The following is a 22168-nucleotide window of genomic DNA, read 5'->3' as shown; positions in this document are numbered from 1 at the left end:
GAGGACACCCATGGTGCCGTCGGTCGACGCCATACCCGTGATGACCAGGTCGTAACCGGCCTTCTCGATGGCCTTGGCCAGCCCACCGGCCAGGGGGGAGGACACCGTGTCGGTATCCCCTCCACTGAGTGGAGCCCACTCGCTGGCGGGGAAACATCGTGTGGGAGTGGACGCCATCGCCGGGGACGATGGCGTGCATCCAGCCGGTGCGCACCGCCGCATTTCCCCTTGACCTCGGCCCGTGTCAAGGGGAACGCGCCATCCTCAGCTGGTCTACTCCACCGCACCGACTCCACCCGACGCGCACCACCGCACGGGCGCGCCCCGCTCACCGAGTGGATGCGCACCGGGTGGACGGTGGTGCGCACAGGATGGACTTTGTGCGCACCGCACCCCCGCACCGAGTCCAGTCAGCGGCACCGCACCGGTGCGCACCCACCGGGTGGATGTGCACCACCGCGCCAGTGCGCATCGTGCGCGTGGCTACGGGCGCTCGGTCATGGACTGCACGGTGCGGGCCCACTCAAGGTGTTCGTCGCGCATGGTCTCCAGGGTGGCGCGGGTGTCGCCGTGGTCGTCGGGGTCGGGGATGACGTTCTCGACGAAGCGGATGATGGTGCGGGCGATCCCCAGCACGGCCGTAGTGGGGGAGTCACGTGTCCAGTCCCGCAGGGTGGACAGCAGGATGCACCCGACCTCGTCCAGGGCGAAGGAGTCCGCGTGCGGCTCCCCGTCGCCCAGGACCCCCGTGACGGGGAAGACGATGTTCTCGGCGAGCCGCAGCAACAGGAAGGCCAGCTCTGGAGTGGCCGGCGTGCGGCCGGAGGCGTAGTTCCCGCCGCCCATCTGCAGAGCGAGGAGGTAGTCGAAGGCGCGGTCGACTTCCTCCGGGGTGAGCGGGGTGCGGGCCGGTATCAGGTACGGCAAGGAGGTCTCCTCGACTGGGTGGTCGCCGCGCGGATCACGGTGACGTCCCAAGACCTTGGGGGTGGGAGCCTGTGGACAGCGGCCAGAGAAATCTCCCCCCACAAGCCGAAACGGACTGATGAGACTTTGATCCGTACTTGGCCACGTTGATTTCCAGTTGGCCAGTAACTCGCCGTCGACAGGGCAAAAGTCATGCCGGGCCTGGAGGCCAGCGGCCCCGTTGCAGGGCCGCGAAAAACCTAACGGGGCGACATGGGATGTCAGCGGGTCGCGACATGACGGGTGTCAGTAGGTGGCCGGGGTGTCGGGGGCTGGTGAGGCGGCGGGCCGTACTGGACGTCGTCGGCGAGGCCGGCGGTGTCGTCACCGGCGGTGACGAGGAGTCCGGCGTCGATGAGTCCGGCGACCGTGGATCCTTCGTGTGGAGGACCTCGCCGTCGCGGTACGCCTCGTAGAGCACGCGGGCGTCGCCCTCGCTGAGGACGTCGCGCTGGAGTGGCCGGCGGTGGGGGTCCTCGGGGCGGCGCCAGGGGTCGGTGTCGTCGACGGGTGGAGCCGGCCTCTGCCGGTCGGTGAGGACGTCCAGGCGCGGGCCGAGGGTGAAGTGGGCTGGGGCGGCCCGGCGCAGGGCGTACGGCCGAGCTCGGCATGGGCCCATGCGTGTTCGAGGGCGCCGATGGCTCGGTCTGTGTCCCAGCCGAGGGACTCGGCGAGGAAGCCGACGGTGAACGGGCGGCCGGCGTGTTCGAGGGCGTTGAGGACCGCGACGGCGTCCCATTCGGTGCCGGAAAGCCCGGGGGCTGGACGTCAGTGTAGCGGGGGTGGGCGTAGACGCGGGGGCGAGGTCGGCGGGGTGGAAGTCCAGGCGCCGGGTGAGTTTGAGGGCGACGTGCAGTGGCTGGTTGGGCAGCTGGTCGATGTCGTGCTCGTGGATGTCGAGGAGGGTGGCGAGGTCCCAGTTGGGCCCGCGTTGTGCAGGCGCCGGATCAGAGCTTCGTCCCAGGAGCGGGAGCGGTGGCGGCGGGGGCCGGGACGGCGGTTCGCGGGTCGTGGTCGTCGATGAGGACGGCGTAGAAGGCGACGGACGCGCATCCAGTCGGTGGGTGGTGATGGTGCGGTGGTGATGCGCATTGCTCCGTTATGTGGCGTGCTAGAGGGGGGCGGGTTCTCCGTGCCGGGCGGCTCGTACGGCGGCGCCTAGGAAAGTGGCCGGTTGACACGCGGTGGAACCGAGGCTCCACGCCGCGCGCACATGCTTCTGGGGGAATCCGCGGGTGCGAAGGGTGATGAGAGATGGACCCGATATCAGTGGCGGTGCTGGTGGCGTTGGCGGGGGGCGCTGGTGGTGAGGTCGGCAAGCAGGCGTGGGCGGGGCTGAGCGCGCTGGTGCGGCGCCCGTTCCGGCGCGGCCAGGGCGAATCTCCTGAGGCTCCGGTGGTCGGTTCCGGGGAGGCGGAGCTGGCCAGGCTGGAGCAGGCGCCGGACGATCCCACGCGTGCGCAGGCCTTGAGTGACACGCTGGCGGCGCGGGCCGCCGCGGACCCGGACTTCTCCGCCGGCCTGCAGCAGTGGTGGCATGAGCAGGTGAAGTTGGTACGCACCGGCGACGGCGATGTGGACAACGAGATCAGCGGCGGCACGTTCCACGGACAGGTACTGCAGGGCCGGGACTACTCCAACATCTCCTTCTCCACCCCGCCCCCGCCGCCGCCCACCCCCGGCACCAGTACCCCGCCGGAGCAGGGGTGAGTGACATGAGCGGCACATCCGGTGGCGCGGGCGGGTCGGTGTCGAGCACGATCAGCGGCGGCGTGTTTTTCCATGCGGTGATCCAGGGCCGGGACATCACCGTGCAGCTGCCACCCGAGGTCACCCCCGCCCTGTCCGGCCTGCCCGCTCCTTCCCCCACCTTCACCGGCCGCGACACCGACGTGGACGAACTGTTCCAGGGCCTGGCGCCCGACGGCGGGGAGCGGCAGCGGGCGGTGCTGGTGGCTGCGGTGGCGGGGCTGGCCGGGGTCGGCAAGACCGAACTGGTCGTGCAGACTGCCGCCCGCGCACTGAAGGAACCGGGCTGGTTCCCCGGCGGGGTGCTGTTCACTGACCTGTTCGGCTACGACACGGAACGCCGCCTGTCCCCCGAGCACGCGCTGGACGGGCTGCTGCGCGCCCTGGGGATGCCCGGCGAGCACATCCCCGCCGGTCTGCAGGACCGTACCCGCCTGTACCGCAGCGTGCTGGCCGCCTTCGCCGAACAGAACCGGCGCATTCTGGTCGTGATCGACAACGCCTCCAGCGCCGAGCAGGCCCGCCCGCTGCTGCCCACCGACGGCACCACCGCCGCCCTGCTCACCTCCCGCCATACCCTCGACGTCGACGCCCGCCTGCACGACCTGGACATCCTCGACGAGCCCGCCTCCATCGAGCTGCTGCGCCAGGCCCTGCACCAGGCCCGCGGCGCTGGCGACAGCCGCGTCGAGGACGCGCCGGAAGCAGCCGCAGCCGTCGCCCGGCTGTGCGCGGGCCTGCCGCTGGCGCTGCGGATCGCGGCTGCTCTGCTCGCCGACACCCCCGCCCGCCCGCTGACCTCCCTGGCCCACGCGCTGGAGGCGGAGCACTCCCGGCTGGAGCGGCTGCGCCGCGAGGACCGCGCCGTACGCGCCGCCTTCGACCTTTCCTACCAGCACCTCGACCCCAACCACGCCCGGCTGTTCCGGCTGCTGCCGCTCAACCCCGGACCGGACATGTCCACCGAAGCCGCCGCCCACCTGGCTGGCACCGACCCTGCGGAGGTCGAGGAGCTGCTGCAGGACTTGGTCCGCGCCCACCTGATCGAACCCGGACCTACCTGGGGCCGCTGGCGGCTGCACGACCTGGTCCGCCTCTACGCCGACCAGCACACACGCACCCACGCCGATACCGACGAGCGCGAGACCGCCAGCACCCGCCTCTTTTCCCACTACGAGACCCATGCTGAGGCCGCCGACACCCACTTGGAGACCCGGCCTGGCACCCCCTCGCCCCGCTTCCCCGACCGCGCCGCGGCCCTGGCCTGGCTGGACGCCGAACACGACAACCTCACCGCCACCGCCACCACCCTCGGCCACCCGAGGACCAGCATCGTGCTCGCCCTCGCCCTCGCCCGGTACCTCGACTACCGCCGCGCCTTCGACGACTGGATCGCCGTCACCACCACTGCTCTGGCCGTCTTCCGCGAGCATGGCGTCCGGTACGGCGAAGCCGGCGCGCTGAACAACCTCGGCAGCGCCCTGCGGGAGGTGCGCCGGTTCGACGAGGCCATCGACGCCCACACCCAGGCACTGGCCGTCTTCCGCGAGCTTGGTGTCCGGGACGGCGAAGCCCTGGCGCTGGACAGACTCGGCATCGCCCTGGCCGAGGTGCGCCGGTTCGACGAGGCCATCGACGCCCACACCCGGGCCGCCACCGTCTACCGAGACCTCGGCGACCGCCACGGCGAAGGCACGGCACTGGGCAACCTCGGCAACGTGTTGGCCGAGGTGCGCCGGTTCGACGAGGCCGTCGATGCTCTCACCCAGGCAGCCACGATCCTCCGCGACCTCGGCGACCGCTACGGGGAAGGCACGGGGCTGGGCAACCTCGGCCTCGTCCTGGCCGAGGTGCGCCGGTTCGACGAGGCCATCGACGCCCACACCCAGGCTCTGGCCGTCTACCGTGCACACGGCGACCGCCACGGCGAAGGCCAAACGCTGACCAATTTCGGCAACGCCTTGCGGGAGGTGGGTCGATTCGACGAGGCCGTCGATGCTCTCACCCAGGCAGCCACGATCCTCCGCGACCTCGGCGACCGCCACGGCGAAAGCGGGGCACTGACCAATCTCGGCAACGTCTTGCGGGAGGCACGCCGGTTCGACGAGGCCATCGATGCTCTCACCCAGGCAGCCACGATCCTGCGCGACCTCGGCGACCGCCACGGCGAAGGCGTGGCGGTGGGCAACCTCGGAAACGCCTTGGTAGGGGTGCGCCGGTTCGACGAGGCCATCGGCGCCCATACTCAGGCCCTGGCCGTCTACCGCGAGACTGGCGACCGCCACAGCGAAGCCATGGCGCTGGGCAACCTCGGCATAGCCCTGGCCGAGGTGGACCGGCTCGACGAGGCCATCGACACCCTCACCCAGGCCGCCACCACCTACCACGAGCTCGGCGACCGCCACAGCAAAGGCCAAGCGCTGACCAACCTGGGCGCCGTCCTGGCTGAGGTGGGCCGGCTCGACGAGGCCATCGGCGCCCATACTCAGGCCCTGGCCGTCTTCCGCGAGCTCGGTGACCGCCACGGCGAAGCCATGGCGCTGGGCAATCTCGGCATAGCCCTGGCTGAGGTGGGCCGGCTCGACGAGGCCATCGACACCCACGACCAGAGCCTGGCCGTCTTCCGCGAGCTCGGTGACCGCCACGATGAAGCCATGGCGCTGGGCAACCTCGGCATAGCCCTGGCTGAGGTGGGCCGGCTCGACGAGGCCATCGACACCCATACCCGGGCCGCCACCGTCTACCGCGAGACCGGCGACCGTCACAGCGAAGGCGAGGCGCTGAACAACCGCGGCTTGGCCCTGGCCGGGGCGGGCCGGCTCGACGAAGCCATCGACACCCTCACCCGGGCCGCCACCATCTTTCGCGAGACCGGCGACCACGACAGCGAAGGCGTAGTGCTGAACAGCCGCGGCCTCGTCCTGGCCGAGGCGGGCCGACCAGACGACAACCGCCGCCTTCACTTATAGGAAGCCACAAGGAGCCGCTGACACTTCGGTGAAGGAACAACTGACATTCATTCCGGTGGCAGCCGACACTCGCCGTGATCGGATTCGTCGCTGTCAGTTGTGGTCGGGTACGGAGGTACGTACACAGCCGGAAGGCCGGGCTGGTCTCCTGGGAGCGTGGAGACGCAGACCAGTGCCCTGATGCGGTCGGACATGTGCGGGCTGGACGAGCTGGTTCCGTACGGCGTCGGTGAGGTCGTACGCCGGTTTACGTGGCGGGCAGGGCAACGGCATCGGCCCGGGTTGCAGTTCCTGGTCTCGACGGGGCGGCACCACGGGTTCGAGTCGGTATCACCATCGGTCCTGGACGAGCCCCGCCACCAGCAGCCGTCCGCCCGCGGCGGCAAGCACAAGGGCAAGTGGGTGGGGCACGCGACCGGCGCATGGTGTTCTTCCAGCACGCCGACGACCACGACCGCTGGCACATGCTGCGCTGGACCGGACTGCCGGCCCAGACCCCGAGCTGGCCAACTAACGCTCAACATCCTGGCCAACCACGAATCAACGAACCTCGCTGACCTGCGGGCTTTCTGCACTCGCTGGCCAACCATCAATAAACGTCACAAGATTCGGAGTCTGCAAGAGCACCCTGTGGAACGCGATCCGTGACGTCCTGCCAGTCCTCGATGACCGTCGCATCAACATCGCCCCTGCCGAACACCGCCACCCCACCGCAGCCGACCTTCTCACTTCGGTCGGCGCCGTTATCCACCAGGTTGTTTCTTGACGGCTTCACGGTGGATCACGCAGGTCTGGACGGTGGCCTTGGGCCAGGTCGCGGTGACCGCGTCCGGCAGGCCCTTCAACCCGTCGCAGACGACGATACAGACGTCCTCGACGCCCCTGTTCCGCAGCTCGGACAGGACGGCCATCGAGGTGGTGGCGCCCTCACCCTCGGCTCCGACCCACAGCCCCAGGACGTCTTTGCGGCCGTCCATGTCGACGCCGACGGCCAGGTAGACCGGCTTGGAGACCACGGACCCGGACCTGATCTTCACCCACAGCGCGTCGATGTAGATGATCGGCCAGACCGCGTCGAGGGGCCGGTTCTGCCAGGCCACCAGCTCGTCGACCACCGCATCGGTGACCTTGCTGATCAGGTCGGGGCTGACCTCGACGCCATAGATCTGCGCGAGGTGGGAGCGGATGTCGCGCAGGCTCATCCCGCGCGCGTAGAGGGAGAGGATCCGGTCGTTGAACCCGGCCAGCCGACGGGCGTTCTTCGGGACCAAACGCGGTTCGAAGTCGCCGTTGCGGTCGCGAGGAACCGCCAGCGTGACCGCGCCGGCTTCGGTCAGGACGGTCTTGGGCGAGGTCCCGTTGCGGGAGTTCCCCGACCCGTGACCTGCCCGATCTCCACGTTCATAACCGAGGTGTTCGCTCATCTTGGCCTCCAGAGCCCGCTCCAGCACAGCCCTGGTGATCTCCGTCAGCAGCCCGCCCTCACCGAGCAGAGCCGCCCCTGAGGCATCAGCCTTGTCGAGCAACCGCTCAACAACCTCGTCGACCATCGCGTCCCCGGCCACCGCCGAGGCGACGGATTCTTGTCTGCCATGGCTCGTCCGATCCGCCCGGCCCAGAGGCCCAAGGCCGAGCCCCGGGCCAGGTTTCCACATCACGGACTTACACGATCTTTCAGACACGCTCTGTTCCGGGAGCGTCGAGCTGACGATCAGGAGCGAGAGAGAGGCCCGACCTGCAGAAGCGGCCCGAGGAAATCTACTCGGGCCGCAGTTCGGAAACTGGATACGCTTTCGCAGCCAGCCTGTGTGCCGGCCTTCAACCGGGCATGGCCGGTGACGAACCAGGGGGACCAGATGACCACTACGAAGACCGCACGGCAGAACCCGCGCCTGTCGGGCGCCCCGGACAAGCCCGTCGTCTACTTCAGCGACGAGGCGTCCGCCGTGATGAGGCCCGTGCCCGGTCCGGCCCAGCGCCTGAGGCCGCCCCTGGAGACCCTGATGTGGCAGGCGCCCCCCGCCCTGGACGACGGAGACGACGACCTGCGGTAACCGAGCGAGTGGGGGCGCGGACGTCGCCTCCCAACGGCGCTTGAGGACGAAGACCCAGGCCCGTGTCGCCGGGCGGGAAACGCCGGAATGGTTCTGCTCACCCGGCTGGTGGAGGTGGTGCAGGAGGTGAGGGCCTGGGCCCCTCGCGGGCCAGGTTCACCAGCAGACAAGACGGTGCTGGCGGTGATCCACGCTACGCGGGCCGGCCGCGACGGCGCGCACGCGCTCGCCGAAGAGCGGCAACGCCGCGGTGTGCTGTTCAAGCAGCGTCTCCTGCGTGGGTCTACCGCCTCCTGACGATCGGTGCTTCCCCCGGAGCCCACTCTCCTCGCCCCTCCATCACCCTGCCGCCCACCCGCCCGGCCCCCCGCATCGCCAGCGCCCCGCCCACACGCCAGAACACCCATCTCACATACCGATCCGATCTCCTGTGTCGATCACCCCGATCTCCCGGACGACTCCTTCGACGTGGTCCCCCACCAGTTGCTCCTGATACCGCCGGTCAGCCCCCGCCACCAACGACGAACCGGACGCCGGGCGCGGCCCGGGCGCCCGGCTTGCGGACGGCGCACCGCGGAGGAGGCTGGAGGTACTGGAGGGGGAATCCGTAACCCACATCACCCCAGGGGGTGAGGACATGCCTCATGATGACCAATACACCGCGGTGGGACCCTCCTTCACCGGTGCCGGCTTCCCGCGGGCCGGCTTCTCCACGAAGTCGACGGACACCGTCTACGGGGCCAACGTCGTCGGAACCTTCTGCGGTGTGTACGGGGAGAGCCTGGCCCCCGGCCAGGAGACGAGCCGGTCGGCCCCGGTTGACGGGGTCGGTGTGCACGGCGAGGGCAACAAGTATGGGTTGGCGGGCGTGGGCCGGACCCGCGCCGGGGTGCTCGGGATCGTCCGCCATCGCGGGCCCGCGGGAGCGGTCTTCGGCGTGGCGATGCACGGTGTGCCCGGCGTGGTGGGCCAGAGCCGCATCGACATCCGCGTGGACGGGCTGCCCACGGGAGACGTGGACCACGGCGCGGACGGCATCGGCGTCCTCGGCGAGAGCGGATCCGGAACCGGCGTGTCGGGCAACAGCGACAGCGGACCCAGTGTGTCGGGCACCAGCAACGAGGGACCCGGCGGCCGGTTCTCGTCGCCCCGGGCGGCTCAACTCCGCCTGGGGCCGTCGTCGCTGCTCACCGGCGCGCCGCCGGACGGCTTGGCAGGCGACCTGCTCGCCGTCGAGCGGGGCGGGTTCACCGCCCTGTGGTTCTGTGTCCGGGGCAAGCAGGAGGGCCGGCCTGCCGTCTGGGGCAAGGTGCACCTGGACAGGGCGTCCATCCCGAACCCGCCCCTGGAGCAGGGCGCTGAGGGCCAGGACGTGAAGAACGCCCAGGGCCTCTTTCTGGCCCACGGCCACGACCCGGGCCCCGTAGACGGCATCCTCGGGCCGCTGACCCTGGCCGCCACCAGGGCCTTCCAGGAGGACGCGGCCATCGTCGTCGACGGCCGGATAGGCCCGCAGACCTGGAGTGCCCTACTGAACCACTTCTGAGCCCCGGACACCGTCCGGTCGCGGGCGGGCGGCGCGCGGCGGTCACGCCTACAGGTCGGGCCGTACGAGCGCACGCGAGACCGGCTTGCCGTGGCGTCGGGCGTGCGCGATGCGCTCCCGCACAGCTCGGGTCGGTGAAGGCCGTGTTGGCCTGGGTGGTCCGGCGGAGGATCGACCAGATGCCTTCCACGGGGTTGAGGTCGCATGCGTAAGACGGCAGGTGGTAAGCGGTGAGCCAGTCCTGTGCGCGTAGATGAAGGCCCTCATTCGGCGGTCTTGCGAGCCGACGCCAAGCTCAAGGGCGCCGCCGAGGACCGCGTCCAGGATCTGCGTGGCGAGTCCACATGACAGGCCCGCGTGCTGCGCGACTCAGTCATTGGGCCTTCCCTGAACCGGATGAGCATACCGACGACCAGCCGGCACCCCGTCGGCACCACCGTCCAGCAGCGGCGCCGCGCGTTCGCCGCCACAGAGACTGTGGCGCTGCATCTGGCCCGAGCCGAACGTGCACAGCGGACCGGAGCAGCAGTCCTATTGCCGCAGCCCCCACCGCTGCGAACCTCGGCGTGAGAGGCCATGAGCGCCCGTTCAGGCGTCACCCTGATGGGATGGCCGGACAGCGGGTGAAGAGTTGTTGCGTCAATCGTTTGTGGGGCGCCAGATTCGGCTCCGGCGTGTCGCGATCTCAGCGCATATGACGGCGATGACGACACCGCCGACGGCGATGCTGAGGGAGCCGGCGGCCACGAGTCCGGCGGAGAGTTCACCTCCGTCGCCGATGGAGAGCAGCATCTGGCCGAGTAGGTACGTAGCCACCCCTGCGCCTGCTCCCACGACAACGAGGGGGACGGAAAGGTTCCAGAGGGCCACCTTTAGGTAGAAGTTTCTGTCGCTTCGGAACGAGGCCACGGGGCCGAGGCTTCGTGCCTGGTCGTCGAATACGGAGGCTGCACCCACGATTCCCGCGAGGACCAGGGCCAGTAGGCCGATCAGTGCTGCGTCCAGTACCCACTTGACGTAGTCGCTCCGGGCTTGCGCGCCGAGCATCCCGGATTCCACCGGCACGTCAAGCATGGGGAAGCCCAGCGTCTGGTAGGCGGCATGCCAGATTTGAACGGCTCCGATTTCGCCGGAGGTGTTGAAGACTATGAGGGAGACGTTGGCGGGGTCGGTGATGTCTGGGCGTTGGGTGGTGATGCTCACCCTGTCCGGTGAGAGGCTGAGCACTGCCAGTGCTGTGCGCGGCGTGGTCTCAACGGTCGGTATTACGTCAGTCAGCTTTGTGACAGCCGTGGGGCAGGTGGTGAGTGTTCCGAAGAATGCCAGTGAGTTGCAGTCGGCGGACAGTATCGTGCTGCCGGCCTCGCGGTAGATGAGGGCTGTGGGGTGGTCTGGGAGTTGCTGGCGGAGCTGGTCGAAGCGGGATGGATCACCTGATGCCTTGATCAGGACAGCGTTGCGGTTGTTTACGCCGGCCAAGCGCTTGGCAACGATTTCCGGGCCTTCGAGCTGGCTGGTGACGACTTGGCCCAGGGTGGTGAGGCCGAGCCCCAGGATCATTGCCGCACTGAGTACGGCGAGGACGACGGGTCTGGCGGCGAGCCACCGGCCGGCGATGAGTCCTGCTGCATCGCCTCTTCGAAGGGAATGCGAGGCGATCGCCGATCCGAGAGAGCCTGACAGGCGTCCGGCAAGGATGGGGAGGACTGCGAGTACGAGCATGACGCCGAAGAAGAAGACGACCCGGCCCGGACCGTCTGCCCGCCACGTTCCGTATAGGCACAGGGAGAACCCGATCGCGGACAGCACCCATACCGTCCGTCCGGGCGTAGCTCTGGTCTGCTGTGGGCGGGCGGTAGTTCGCTTGGGGGGTATGGCGTAGCGCAGCGCGCTGATCCCCAGTACGAAGGTGGCCGCAACAAGGATCAGCAGGGGGGTCCATAGGCGCAGTGAGGCCACATCACCGGCTGAGACGGTGTACCCGGTGAAGGGGAGGGCGGTGTCCCACAGGGTCGTCTCCCACGCAGCGGCTGCTGCCAGGAGCGAGCCCGCCAGTACAGGGGCCGCGGCTTCACCGGTGACCACCAGCAGGCGCGCTGCAGATGAAGCTCCCAGAGCCTCGAGCATCGAGATTCGGCGGTCTCTCAGCTCCGCGCCGCCGCGTACCACGACCATGAGAGAGGCCGCGGCCGGCATCACGGTGAACAGCAGGAGGAGTATCCAGAGGTCGCTGGAGGAACGTTCGAACTGGTGGCTCACGGTGAAGTAGTCGATGAACTGTGAATTCGGATGCCCGAAACCAGATATGCGTGTTCTATGACTCGTTTCACCGAAGATGCCTTCGATGGGAGAACGGGTGTACACCAGCAACTCATTGGGTTCGGTGAGGCCCGTTCGCCCGATGATCCCACCCATCGTGCCGTAGCGGGAGACCAGGGCTCCGGCCGCGTGCTGTGCAGCCTGAGGCGAAAGAAAGGCCTCGCCCTTTTCAGGCCACCTATCAAGGCCCGGCGGCGGACTGGCATCTGGCTGGAGCGGCTCCAGGAAGATGACCGATATGGCCTGACCATCGGCGTAGTCCGGGCGCTCCAGCCATAGGGCTACCGCATCTTGGCCCTGCTCGGCCATGACCGGGGAACGGGCGTCCTGTCGTTCTTGACGAGCGGCCAGACTGGCATCCACGGCCAGGAGGCTCCAAGCCACCCACAGTACGAGGAAGGATGCCGCGAACAGTCCGAAGCGGTGAACCAGGGCGGATACGCCACTCGACATCCCTACCCGGTGACCGAGTCGGAGCATGGCCACGTGCCTTCTCACCTGCGACCCTCCGAGTCCGTGAGGAGGCGTCCTTCGGTGAGTTCAAGCGTCCGGTCGGCGCGGGCGGCAATTTGAGGATTGTGGGTGACCACGATCAGCGCACACTGAAAGCGGGTGGGCAGGTCGAACAGCAGATCAGCGACGACGTCGCCCGTGCGCTGGTCTAGGGAACCAGTGGGTTCGTCCGCCAGAACCACAGAAGGCCTGCCGATGAGTGCGCGGGCGACGGCAACACGCTGACGCTCTCCGCCCGACAGTGATGCTGTGTTCTTGGATGAGGACTCCAGTACGCCGAGTTCATCCAGCAGACGCTGTGCGTCCGCGTATGCCTTCTTCGCGTTGCCTCCGGCAAGCAGGACTGGTAGCGCGGCATTCTCCAGGGGCGACAGTTCGGGTATCAGCTCACCGAACTGATAGACGGTACCCACGGTGCGCAGTCGCATTGCGGCTCGCTCGCCTGCAGATGCCTGCGAGATGTCGAGGCCGGCGATGCGGATGACACCGGACGAGGCTGCGATCAGACCGCTGAGGCAGCAAAGAAGAGTCGTCTTCCCCGAGCCGCTGGGTCCTGTCACCGCCACGGATGACCCGGCAGCAACGTTGAGGGACAGCCCGTTCAGAAGACGGCGATCACCGATGCTGTAGTGCAGGTCCTTCACTTCTACCGCGGCCGTCTTTCGATCGTGCAGGTCGGTTCTCATGCTTCCTCGTTGTCCGCCGGGCAGCGCGGAGCCGGGTGTACCGAACATTCCGGCTCCGCGCGATGAGCATGTGCTGGATCAGGGCCGGTACTTCCAGGGGCCGTACGGATCGGTTGCCCAGTCACGTATCTGCTGTGAACGGTGCTTGTTGACCCGGTTGGTGCTGCTGAGATCGACGGCGACGACGCAGGTTCCGTATCCCCCCGTCGCCCATTCGACGTGCGCGGAGTTGTCGTCCCGCGTGAAGTGAGCCTTCACAGAGTTCCCGTCCTGGTCCATGTCGCACGCTGTGGCACCACCCCAGCCGACGCCGGTGTGCCAGTCAGTGACGTCATCGCTGTAGCTGTTGTAGATGTAGGACCTGTCGGCGTTTGCGACGGGAGCGCTGAATGCGACGGCGGCTGCCACGAGGACAGCCACCTTGGCGATGCGGTGCAAGAAAGATCCTCCCCAATTGAAGGGCTCACAGGGCCCAATACGAGACGGCGGCTGGCCAACCAGCGCGTCGTCGACAACAGGGCCTCCCGGGACGGTTCGGTTCTCGCATCCCCGAACCGCCAGGAGGCCCTGTCTTCATACGTGCGCCACCGGGAGATCGCCCGGCAGGAACCCTGTTCGACTCACACGTTCCATGACCGGTCGAGATACGGCGACCGAACGGCATTCGTGTGTTGGCCGGGATCGGTGGCGCTTGGCGCCGATTCGCCGACGCCGGGACCGCTCAAGGGCTTGCGTGGGAAGCCCTCGGTCACCAGGGCCAGCGGCAGGAGCTGCACGACCGTGGGCCGGAAGGTCAAGAACCGGCGACGTGGTGGCGTCGTTGCAGGATCCACCGGTGTACGGGCGGTGTCAGACCGGCGCCCACGATGAACCCGAGTGCGACGCTCTGGCTCGCGATCGCGATAGTCCCGATGATTGCGCACAGGACCATGCCAGTCGCAACCAGGCCCGTGACCTTAACTCGCCAGGATAGCTGATTGAGCCATTTCACGGTCGAGAACGTCACGAGGTACACGGTTGAGCCGAAAGCGGCCGACGCCAGAGCGGTTAGAGTATTCATTCCGCGACCTTTCAGATTCGGAAGCCGACCTGTGTGTCTCCGGCCGCCACGGTCGGCCGTACTCCCTGTTCGGGATCACTTGGCTGCCGGTCTGTTTACCTGCAGTATCCGTCGCCGGCGCTGCCGCTGTAAGTGCCGCTTCCGGCCACGGCTGCCGCCGGCGAAAGGGGCACCAGCCCGGGGCTGACCTTAAACTTGACGCACTGATCGGTCGCGACCGCGTACCCCGCGATGCCCGCGAGGGATCGGCCCCCGACGACCGCGGCCGGGTGCGGCAGCCAGGACACAACAGTTCCGCCGAGGGCGAGGACCTTCGTCTCCTCCTTGTTGAAGTACACGGTGCCACTGATGATGCCCCAGGTGTAGTGGGGATCGGCCACCACCGGGTAGGCGGTGTCGGGGCCAGTCTCGATGGTCTGGACGAGGGTGTTGCCGTCGAGGCTGTAGCTTGTGGGGACGGCGTTGCCGTTCGCGTCCTTTGCCCAGGGAGCGTCAATGTGGCCTCGGGCGACCGCGCCTGCGCCGTTCGCGGAGGTGACGATGTCATAGCCGCCGGTTCCATCGGCGACCAGGGTGGCGCCGTCGGGCAGGCCGAGGTCGAAGCGCTGAGTGGTCGGGGCATCGGCGTTTTTGAGGGTGACCAGGGCGCGGGCTCCGCCGTCGACGGTGGCCTGGGTGGCGAGGTCGGTGTGCGCGGCCGCATTCGGATAGACGGTGGTGCCGGCTGCTGAGGTGGTGCCTGCGGCGTTGACCGCTGCGGGTAAGGTCATGGTCACTGCCGAGCCGTCAGAGGCCGCCACGGTCACCCGCCCTTCAGCGCTGGCCGGAGTGGTCACGGTGACGACCCCGCGGTCCGTCGCCATGACCGTGCCCGTGGTGCTGTCGGGGGCAACGTCGGTGGTACCGGTGGCCTTCTGGACGGTGGCCACGGCCTGGTCCGCGGTACTGACGGCGGGACCGCCATCAGCGAAGGCCGGGGCAGCAGTTCCCGCTATCAGTGCTGTGGTGAGCAGCGCAGCATGAATCGAGTTCTTGAGCTTCATGTGATGTTCCCTGATTGGCAGAGTGTCGTATTCGGTGTAGCTGAATGAACACTAGCGATCTTGACGGGACGGTCAATGAATTTGAGCAATTACTGAGGTCCCTCACCCCAGCAGCCACCAGGCGAGCGTGAAAAAGTGGACGTTTTCAAGCCGCTTTGGCGAAATGAATACCGCGCACTTGTCGTAATTCAGCGGATCATTGGCCTGATTTACCTCAGCAGCCTGTCCGGCCCACCACCGAGTCTGCGTTTCAAGTCATTTCTAGAATCGTTTCAGCCGCGGTGACCCCCGGCCGCCGGCGGAACCGATCTGGACCGCTGGCCGGACACCGCCGCCGCCGTCGCGCCGCAGCTGCCCGAGCACATCCCTGGTCGGCGCCGATGCGGGGCGCACAGTGCGGGGCCTGCCAGCCGGCGTCGTGCTGGCGCCCCGGACCGCCCCGCAGGCCCTGGTCCCAGCCGCAGCGCCGGAGGCCCCGCCGGTGCCGGTTGAATACGCGCGAGATGGCCTCAGCCGGGTTCCACCGGGCGCTCACCGCGCCATCGTGCCCGCGAGCCGGGTCGACCCGGCGATCGCGGAGGCGGTGGAGCGGCAGGCCCGCGCGATGCAGGAGCTCCGTCTACGGGCGTTCCCCGAGCCGAACCCGGTGGCCGACGACCGTCCGGCCCCGATCGAGCAGGCCCGCGCCGAGCAGCGCCGCCAGGCCGGCATCTCCCACGCCGCCGCGCTGAGCCGGGCCCGAGCCGAACGGGCCCAGCGCTTCGGAGCAGCGATTATGCTGCCGCAGCCGGCACCGCTCAGGACAACGGCTTGCTCCCCGCGTACCCAAGGTTGTGGTGGAAGTGGCCTGCACACCCCCCGGACCACGAAGGACCGGCGGCCCTGACGCGGAATCGGGCCGACGATCGGCCGGGACCTCAGGCACGGCTGTGTCAGGCGAAGGCCAGCTGGTTCAGCTCGGTGATGGTCTGTCGGCGGTCGCTGCGGGTGCGGTTCCACTTGAGGTTGGAGTAGGACACGAACTGACCCGTGGTGGGTTCGAGGAAGTCGATGGTGCAGCCCATGCCGGAATGAGTGTGGTCGCACAGGCAGGTGCAGCTCTTGTGATCGATCTTCCAACCCAACCTGGTAGGGCCGTCACCGAGGAGCCGGATGCGTTCGGGGCACGGCGGTCCGTCGGTGGTCTCCAGCCGGAATCAGCCACCGACCGAGTGCCAGGCATCGGTGCCGTTGAACGGGCCGGTGCCGGCGGTCGCCCGGATACGCCGCAGCAGGGGGGAGAAGAGCGACGGCGGTTCGAAGGGCGACCTCACGGCTGCGGTCACAGCTCCTGATCGAGCAAGGGGAGAAGTCCCGTCGGCCTGACTGGGACCGGCTGCACTCCGCGCTTACTGCCTTGTGCTCGTGGCGCACCGTGTCGGGCGTGCTGGAACGCGGGATCGGACTGCCGGCCGCGCCGCTGACGGTCATCGATGTGATCGCCCAGCGTGTGGCCCAGCACCAGGCGATGGCCAAGTTGCGCACCGAGGAGGTCCGCGAGGGCGAGCTGCTGTCCGCGAGGGTGGTCCACCGCCGGGACTGGGCCCGGTACGAGCAGGTCCGCGCTGAATGGGAGAGGCACCGCGTGACGCCCGGCATGTTCGCGGCTCCGGCCACAACGGAAGAGAAGGTTCGGGAACACGTCAACGCGTTCATTGCCACGCTCGCAGGGGAACTGGGCATCACCACCACGCTTGCCGCCGAAGCCAGGGCAGGGCGCCTGACCGCGTTCGGCGGAACCCTCACCACTCAAAGGTGATCAGGGCGGAGCCCTGGAGGGGCCACGCGCTGTGCTGGCTCGGTGGTCCCGGATCGTTGGCGATGCCTCCGCCAGGAGCGGAGGCGTCGCCGACCAGCAAGGAATCAGCCTGCTGCCGAATCGACGATCCGCAGGTGACCGCCCTTCTCGGGGCCGGTTCCTCGGGGGCGGGTGCCTGACGTGGCAGTTCACGACGGACGGCGAGGAGCGCGGCGAGGGCCTGGGCGTGAGCTGAATTCATGCCTGCCGCAGCGCGCCCTGGCTGTCAGTCCTTGGGGGTGCTCTCGACGGGGGTCGGCGATTCCGTGGTTTGGGGGGCTGGCTCGGCGGCGGCGCGGCGGTCGCGCCACTTGTCATAGAGCACGGGGTGTGAGTAGTTGCGGTGCAGAAAGTGCCGTTGAGATTGATCATGGTCGGCCAGCACACGGGATGCGGCTGCTGCTGGGGTTCGCGGAAAGGTCGCCGGGTGGCTGTTGGCGCTGGCTACGGTCCGCCTCGTGCCGGTGGAGTTTCTGACTGATGAGCAGGCCGAGGCGTACGGGACGTTCGCTGAGGAGCCGACGAGGCCCGAGCTGGAGCGGTTCTTCTTCCTGGACGACATGGACCGGGACCTGATCGCCCTGCGGCGGACGGAGCATCACCGGCTTGGGTTCGCGCTCCAGATGTGCACGGTGCGGTACATCGGGCTGTTCCTGGAGGACCCCCTGGATGTGCCGTGGCCGGTGGTGGATCATCTGGCCGAGCAGCTGGAGATCGAGGACGTCTCGCAGATCAAGCGGTATACCGAGCGCAAGCCGACGGCATACGAGCACGCGTGGGAGATCCGCGACGCGTACGGCTACCACCAGTTCGAGGATCACGAGTGGGGCCGGAAGTTCCGGGCGTTCCTGCACGGGCGGGCGTGGACGGCGCACGCGGAGGGGCCGAAGGCTCTGTTCGATCACGCGGTGGGCTGGCTGCGCAGGAACCGGGTGCTGCTGCCGGGCGTGTCGCTGCTGGCGCGGCAGGTGGCGGAGGTCCGCGCGATCGCGGAGAAGCGGCTGCACGCCACGGTTGCCAAGGCCGCCTGGCGGGCGGACCCGGCGCTGCCGGGGGACCTGGTGGCGCTGCTGAAAACGCCGGAGGGCAAGCGGTACTCGTACCTGGAGCAGCTGCGCCGGCCGCCGACGCGGACCACGGGCACCGCGATGAAGAACGCGCTCCAGCGGGTGGATGAGATCGCCGCGTTCCAGCTGGGTCGAGTGAAGCTGAACAAGATCCCGCCGAACCGGCTGGCGGCACTGGCCCGGTACGGGCTGGGCACGAAGGCGCCGAAGCAGGAGCGGGCCTCGGAGCCGAAGCGCACGGCGATGCTCACCGCGGTGATGCGGCACCTGGAGGCCAAGGCGATCGACGACGCGCTGGACCTGTTCGAGATCCTCATGGCCACTCGGTTGATCAGCACCACGAAGCGGGCCACGGACAAGGAACGCCTGTCCACCCTGCCGCAGCTGGAGAAGGCGTCCAGGATCGTTGCCAGGGCATCGAAGGTGTTCATCGAGGAGCTGGAGCTCCTGGAGGAGACCGGCTGCGACGTGGATGTGGCCGCGCTGTGGCGGGCGCTGGAGGAGGTCGCGCCGCGGGCCGAGTTGTCCAGCGCGGCGGCCACGGTGGTGAGCCTGGTCCCGGAGGACGATGACTCTGCGGAGATCGCCATGCGAGGCGCGCTGGCGCTGCGCTACAACACCGTCAAGCCGTTCTTGGCGCTGCTGGGAGAGTCGAGGGCGCTGGACGCCGCGACCAGTGGCAAGCGGGTGCTGACCGGGGTGCGGCGGCTGCCAGCCCTGGCGAGACGGCGGGTGACGGAGAAGCCGCTGCTGCCGCGCGAGATCGACGACAAGCTGGTGCCGCCGGTGTGGCGCAAGGCGGTGTACGCCAACGCCGAGCTGCCGGAGAGGGCGGTGGACCGCGACGCGTACGTGGTGTGCGTGCTGGAGCAGCTTTTCCGCGCGCTGAAGCGCCGCGACATCTTCGCCTCTCCTTCGCACCGCTGGTCTGCCCCGCGGGCCCGTCTGCTGGACGGCAAGGAGTGGGAGGCCGTGCGTGAGGACGTCCTGGCGGGCCTGAGTCTCGACGAGGACGCCGAGCAGCACCTTCGGGACCTGGTCGCCGTGCTGGATGCGGCGTGGAAGCAGATGGCCGAGCGGTTGGAGGAGGCCGGTGCCGACGCGAAGATCAGCATCGAGGTGCAGCCGAACGGGCGGGCGAAGCTGAACGTGGAGAAGCTCCACGCGCTGGGTGAGCCGAAGTCGCTGGCCTGGCTGCGCAAGCGGGTCGAGAAGATGCTCCCGAAGATCGACCTGCCGGACCTGCTGTTCGAGGTGCACTCCTGGACCGGGTTCCTGGACGCCTTCGTGCACCTGGGCGACGGCAAGACCCGCATGAAGGACCTCACCACCTCCGTGGTGGCGCTGCTGGTCTCGGAGGCGTGCAACATCGGGATGACCCCGGTCATCAACCCGAACATCGAGGCCCTGACCCGCTCCCGCCTGGTCCACGTCGACCAGTACTACCTGCGCGCCGACACCATCGCCGCGGCCAACGCCGCCCTGATCGAGGCCCAGGCGCAGGTGCCCATCGTGCAGTTCTGGGGCAAGGGACTGCTCGCCTCCGTCGACGGCCTGCGCTTCGTGGTCCCCGTCCGCACCATCAACGCCGCTCCGAGCCCCAAGTACTTCGCGAAGAAGAAGGGCATCACCTGGCTCAACGCGATCAACGACCAGGTCATCGGGATCGGGCAGATGGTGGTGCCCGGCACCCCGCGCGACTCGCTGTTCATCCTGGACGCGCTGCTGAACCTGGACGGCGGGGTGAAGCCGGAGATGGTCGCCACCGACAACGCCTCCTACTCCGACATGGTCTTCGGCATCTTCAAGATGCTCGGCTACCGCTTCTCCCCGCGCTTCAAGGACCTCGAAGACCAGCGGTTCTGGAAGGCCCAGATGCCCGGCGCCGAGCCGGTGAGCGGCTACGGGCCGCTGGAGGCGCTGGCCCGCAACAAGGTGAGTGTGAAGAAGGTGCTCACCGCCTGGCCGGACATGCTGCGGGTGGCCGGCTCCCTGGTCACCAACCAGGTCAGGGCGTACGACCTGCTGCGGATGTTCGGCCGCGAAGGGCACCCCACGCCGCTGGGGCAGGCGTTCGCCGAGTACGGGCGGATCGCCAAGACCCTGCACCTGCTCGCCGTCGTCGACCCGGTCGACGACACCTACCGCCGCCAGATGCACAAGCAGCTCACCGTCCAGGAGTCCCGCCACAAGCTCGCCCGGGACATCTCCCACGGCAAGAAGGGCACCATCCACCAGGCGTACCGGGACGGGATGGAAGACCAGCTCGGCGCGCTCGGCCTGGTCCTGAACGCCGTGGTGCTCTGGACGACCCGGTACATCGACGCCGCCGTTGCCCAGCTGCGCGCCGAGGGCCACGAGATCCGCGACGAGGACATCGCACGGCTGTCCCCGCTGAAGCACCGCAATCTCAACGTGCTGGGCCGCTACAGCTTCGCCGCCAGCGTCCCGGCCGGCGGCAGCCTGCGGCCGTTGCGTGACCCAGGCGCGGCCGGTCTCGATGACGACGAGGACGGCGCGGAGGACTGAATACGCCTGAGAGCCACCGCCGTATCCTCGCTGAATGTCATGGACGGCTCAGGCGCGGTACTCGGGCCAGCTCACAGCTGTCAGTCCAAGGTGGGCCTCGTCCTTCCGGGTGATGTCAGGGCCGTAACACAAGGCAGGCACAGCCTTCGGCGTAGGTGTCGCTCTAGTCTCCTGAGTCAGGAATTCTGTTCAGATGTGTAGGCTTGGCTTGTGGCACGTACTGGGCGGCCGAAGGCCGAGTTGACGCTGTCGGATGAGGAATTCCCCATGTGAGGGGTGTGGGTCAGGTGGAGGGCCAGGTCCCGGGCGAGCTGTGGCGAGCCACCCAGGACGAGGACGTGGCCTTCATCAGTCTGAGCATGCCGGCTGGGGCGCGGATCCTGCCGTTGGGCTCCGCGGAGGGGTGCCGGGGTCACCAGGTGCGCTCGTTCGGATTCCCGGCGCAGGCCCCGCCGGAAGGACACTTCGGCTTCGGCGTGGCCGGCGATCTGCTGCCGGGCTCGGGCAGCCGGAGTGCGGACCTGCAGCTCACCGCGGCCAACGATCTCACCACCGGGTTCAGCGGCGGGCCCGTGCTCGACGAGGTGACCGGCCTGGTCATCGGCATGCTCACGGAGATCGCCGCGCCCGACGAGTTCGAACGAGGGCAGGGCGTCGCGTATGTCACTCCGACACAGGTGTTGCGGGGGATCCTGCCCGAGCTGGTGGAGCGGGAGGTATGCCCGTACCGGGGACTGGAGCCGTTTACCGCAGAGCACGCCCGGTGGTTCCAGGGCCCGCAGGAGGCGGTACGGCAGGTCGTGACGAACCTGGCACAGCAGCGGCGGCTGACGCTGCTGCTGGGGCCGTCGGGGTCGGGCAAGGCGTCGCTGATCCAAGCGGGGGTTCTGCGGGAGTTGACGGAGGGGGAACTGCCGGGGAGTGATCGGTGGCTGGTGCTGATCGCACGGCCGAGGCAGGACCTGGCGGCAGAGATCGAACGTGCAGGGCTGCCGGGAGCCATCACCGAGGGCATCGCCGGGGCGGTCACCTGTCGGCTGGCAGCCGAGCCCGACCATCAGCGCATCCTGCTGGTCATTGACCAGTTCGAAGAGTTCTTCATCCAGACGGCCACCGGCGGAACCAGCAGTCCGTCGCAGACCAGATCGCCGCAGCGGTCGACGCACATGCCGCACTCAGCGTGATCCTGGTCATGCGGGACGACTTCTATCCCCAGCTGGCCGCCCTGGCACCAGGGTTGCTGAAAGCAGCAACGGCGGGGCTCCTCAATGTTCCGGGCACCTTGAACCAGAGAGACCTGAACGACATCATCACCCTCCGGGTCCGGGACGTGGGTCTCCATTTCCAACCAGGACTGCCTGAGCGGATCGTCTCCGACGTCCTGGCCACCAATCCCGAGGAAGCGCCCACCCAACAGGCACCCGTAACCGTGCTCCCCCTGCTGGAGCTGACGCTCAGCCAGCTGTGGCTCCGCCGCCAGGACGGCTATCTCACCCATGAGGCCTACCGTCGCCTCGGAGCGGTCAGCGGGAGCCTGACCACCTGGTGCGACAGCGCCCTCAACGAACTACCGCGCGATCAGCAGCTAACCGCGCGACGCATCCTGACCTCACTGGTGAGACCCGCCGACCGCAGACGCCGTGTCCCGGCCGTCCGCGCCCAAGTCCCCCTCGACGAACTGCGTGACCTGGCGGCGGGCCCCGACGGTGCACCCGACCGCGACGTCGACACCGTCCTAGTGCTGTGACCGTGAACGTTCACCGGGTCGCTCGTTGTGCTGGGCGGAAGTGACGACCAGCACGGGGAGGCAGGATGGCTCAACTGGTCCGG

Annotated in this window: 19 protein-coding genes and 2 pseudogenes; 11 read left to right on the top strand and 10 right to left on the bottom strand. The window is 68.5% G+C overall.

Annotation, left to right across the window (positions count from 1 at the left end; translation table 11 throughout):
* Positions 1-81 (bottom strand): annotated as a pseudogene (locus ACFVGY_RS33075) (electron transfer flavoprotein subunit beta); the annotation flags it as partial.
* A gap of 402 nt (positions 82-483) precedes the next feature.
* Positions 484-927, bottom strand: coding sequence for a hypothetical protein (locus tag ACFVGY_RS33070; RefSeq protein WP_385684702.1), 444 nt, complete (start codon positions 925-927; stop codon positions 484-486).
* A gap of 314 nt (positions 928-1241) precedes the next feature.
* On the opposite strand from ACFVGY_RS33070, the gene ACFVGY_RS33065 reads away from it, so the two are divergent.
* The 3 genes from ACFVGY_RS33065 (at position 1242) to ACFVGY_RS33055 (ending at position 5684) form a co-directional block, all read left to right on the top strand.
* Complete coding sequence (locus ACFVGY_RS33065) at positions 1242-1382, top strand: hypothetical protein (RefSeq protein WP_385684699.1); 141 nt, start codon at positions 1242-1244, stop codon at positions 1380-1382.
* Positions 1383-2220: 838 nt separating this feature from the next.
* The gene (locus ACFVGY_RS33060) at positions 2221-2676 is read left to right on the top strand and encodes a hypothetical protein (RefSeq protein ID WP_385684696.1); all 456 of its coding nucleotides are present in this window, start codon (positions 2221-2223) and stop codon (positions 2674-2676) included.
* Positions 2677-2681: 5 nt separating this feature from the next.
* The gene (locus ACFVGY_RS33055) at positions 2682-5684 is read left to right on the top strand and encodes a tetratricopeptide repeat protein (RefSeq protein ID WP_385684694.1); all 3003 of its coding nucleotides are present in this window, start codon (positions 2682-2684) and stop codon (positions 5682-5684) included.
* 743 nt (positions 5685-6427) lie between these two features.
* Here ACFVGY_RS33055 and ACFVGY_RS33050 read toward each other — a convergent pair.
* Complete coding sequence (locus tag ACFVGY_RS33050) at positions 6428-7249, bottom strand: IS256 family transposase (RefSeq protein ID WP_385684691.1); 822 nt, start codon at positions 7247-7249, stop codon at positions 6428-6430.
* A 291-nt stretch (positions 7250-7540) separates the two neighbouring features.
* On the opposite strand from ACFVGY_RS33050, the gene ACFVGY_RS33045 reads away from it, so the two are divergent.
* The 3 genes from ACFVGY_RS33045 (at position 7541) to ACFVGY_RS33035 (ending at position 9284) form a co-directional block, all read left to right on the top strand.
* Positions 7541-7738 (top strand): hypothetical protein, encoded by a 198-nt coding sequence (locus ACFVGY_RS33045; protein ID WP_385684688.1) that lies wholly within the window; start codon positions 7541-7543, stop codon positions 7736-7738.
* 87 nt (positions 7739-7825) lie between these two features.
* Positions 7826-8035 (top strand): hypothetical protein, encoded by a 210-nt coding sequence (locus ACFVGY_RS33040; protein WP_385684685.1) that lies wholly within the window; start codon positions 7826-7828, stop codon positions 8033-8035.
* A 340-nt stretch (positions 8036-8375) separates the two neighbouring features.
* Positions 8376-9284 (top strand): peptidoglycan-binding protein, encoded by a 909-nt coding sequence (locus ACFVGY_RS33035; RefSeq protein ID WP_385684682.1) that lies wholly within the window; start codon positions 8376-8378, stop codon positions 9282-9284.
* A 127-nt stretch (positions 9285-9411) separates the two neighbouring features.
* Here ACFVGY_RS33035 and ACFVGY_RS33030 read toward each other — a convergent pair.
* The 5 genes and pseudogenes from ACFVGY_RS33030 to ACFVGY_RS33010 all read right to left on the bottom strand — a co-directional run.
* Positions 9412-9528: pseudogene (locus tag ACFVGY_RS33030) on the bottom strand (IS630 family transposase); the annotation flags it as partial.
* Between the two features lie 395 nt (positions 9529-9923).
* Entirely contained in the window at positions 9924-11912 is a 1989-nt protein-coding gene (locus ACFVGY_RS33025; RefSeq protein WP_385684679.1) for a hypothetical protein, read from the bottom strand.
* A 185-nt stretch (positions 11913-12097) separates the two neighbouring features.
* Positions 12098-12802, bottom strand: coding sequence for an ABC transporter ATP-binding protein (locus ACFVGY_RS33020; protein WP_385684676.1), 705 nt, complete (start codon positions 12800-12802; stop codon positions 12098-12100).
* Positions 12803-12880: 78 nt separating this feature from the next.
* Positions 12881-13240, bottom strand: a complete 360-nt coding sequence (locus tag ACFVGY_RS33015; protein ID WP_385684673.1) for a hypothetical protein — start codon at positions 13238-13240, stop codon at positions 12881-12883.
* Positions 13241-13957: 717 nt separating this feature from the next.
* Positions 13958-14905 carry a hypothetical protein gene (locus ACFVGY_RS33010; RefSeq protein WP_385684671.1) on the bottom strand — a complete coding sequence of 316 codons (948 nt, stop codon included), beginning with the start codon at positions 14903-14905 and terminating at the stop codon, positions 13958-13960.
* Positions 14906-15449: 544 nt separating this feature from the next.
* Here ACFVGY_RS33010 and ACFVGY_RS33005 point away from each other — a divergent pair.
* Positions 15450-15791 carry a hypothetical protein gene (locus ACFVGY_RS33005; RefSeq protein ID WP_385684668.1) on the top strand — a complete coding sequence of 114 codons (342 nt, stop codon included), beginning with the start codon at positions 15450-15452 and terminating at the stop codon, positions 15789-15791.
* 46 nt (positions 15792-15837) lie between these two features.
* Here the strand turns inward: ACFVGY_RS33005 and ACFVGY_RS33000 are convergent, their stop codons facing one another.
* Together ACFVGY_RS33000 and ACFVGY_RS32995 are read right to left on the bottom strand one after the other, a co-directional pair.
* Positions 15838-15969, bottom strand: coding sequence for a hypothetical protein (locus ACFVGY_RS33000; protein ID WP_385684665.1), 132 nt, complete (start codon positions 15967-15969; stop codon positions 15838-15840).
* A 132-nt stretch (positions 15970-16101) separates the two neighbouring features.
* Complete coding sequence (locus tag ACFVGY_RS32995; RefSeq protein WP_385684663.1) at positions 16102-16230, bottom strand: hypothetical protein; 129 nt, start codon at positions 16228-16230, stop codon at positions 16102-16104.
* A 98-nt stretch (positions 16231-16328) separates the two neighbouring features.
* On the opposite strand from ACFVGY_RS32995, the gene ACFVGY_RS32990 reads away from it, so the two are divergent.
* The 4 genes from ACFVGY_RS32990 (at position 16329) to ACFVGY_RS32975 (ending at position 22085) form a co-directional block, all read left to right on the top strand.
* Complete coding sequence (locus ACFVGY_RS32990) at positions 16329-16703, top strand: hypothetical protein (protein ID WP_385684660.1); 375 nt, start codon at positions 16329-16331, stop codon at positions 16701-16703.
* 497 nt (positions 16704-17200) lie between these two features.
* Positions 17201-20338 carry a Tn3 family transposase gene (locus ACFVGY_RS32985; RefSeq protein WP_385684657.1) on the top strand — a complete coding sequence of 1046 codons (3138 nt, stop codon included), beginning with the start codon at positions 17201-17203 and terminating at the stop codon, positions 20336-20338.
* Positions 20339-20616: 278 nt separating this feature from the next.
* Entirely contained in the window at positions 20617-21522 is a 906-nt protein-coding gene (locus ACFVGY_RS32980) for a trypsin-like peptidase domain-containing protein (RefSeq protein ID WP_385684654.1), read from the top strand.
* On the top strand, positions 21483-22085 hold the full coding sequence (locus ACFVGY_RS32975) for a hypothetical protein (RefSeq protein ID WP_385684757.1): 603 nt from the start codon (positions 21483-21485) through the stop codon (positions 22083-22085). Before ACFVGY_RS32980 ends, ACFVGY_RS32975 begins: the two co-directional genes overlap by 40 nt.
* The last annotated feature ends 83 nt before the right edge of the window (positions 22086-22168 follow it).

The sequence above is a fragment of the Streptomyces sp. NPDC127106 genome (assembly GCF_042677605.1).
In the GTDB taxonomy this organism is placed as follows: domain Bacteria; phylum Actinomycetota; class Actinomycetes; order Streptomycetales; family Streptomycetaceae; genus Streptomyces.
The sequence above is the reverse complement of the archived record's forward strand: the minus strand, read 5'-3'. Positions and strand labels throughout refer to the sequence as shown.

Coding starts and splice junctions, on each gene's coding strand:
- ACFVGY_RS33040 (WP_385684685.1), top strand. CDS start 7,826: ATGGTTCTGCTCACCCGGCTGGTGGAGGTGGTGCAGGAGGTGAGGGCC.
- ACFVGY_RS33055 (WP_385684694.1), top strand. CDS start 2,682: ATGAGCGGCACATCCGGTGGCGCGGGCGGGTCGGTGTCGAGCACGATC.
- ACFVGY_RS33000 (WP_385684665.1), bottom strand. CDS start 15,969: ATGGGCTGCACCATCGACTTCCTCGAACCCACCACGGGTCAGTTCGTG.
- ACFVGY_RS33060 (WP_385684696.1), top strand. CDS start 2,221: ATGGACCCGATATCAGTGGCGGTGCTGGTGGCGTTGGCGGGGGGCGCT.
- ACFVGY_RS33020 (WP_385684676.1), bottom strand. CDS start 12,802: ATGAGAACCGACCTGCACGATCGAAAGACGGCCGCGGTAGAAGTGAAG.
- ACFVGY_RS33045 (WP_385684688.1), top strand. CDS start 7,541: ATGACCACTACGAAGACCGCACGGCAGAACCCGCGCCTGTCGGGCGCC.
- ACFVGY_RS33025 (WP_385684679.1), bottom strand. CDS start 11,912: ATGGCCGAGCAGGGCCAAGATGCGGTAGCCCTATGGCTGGAGCGCCCG.
- ACFVGY_RS33010 (WP_385684671.1), bottom strand. CDS start 14,905: ATGAAGCTCAAGAACTCGATTCATGCTGCGCTGCTCACCACAGCACTG.
- ACFVGY_RS33035 (WP_385684682.1), top strand. CDS start 8,376: ATGCCTCATGATGACCAATACACCGCGGTGGGACCCTCCTTCACCGGT.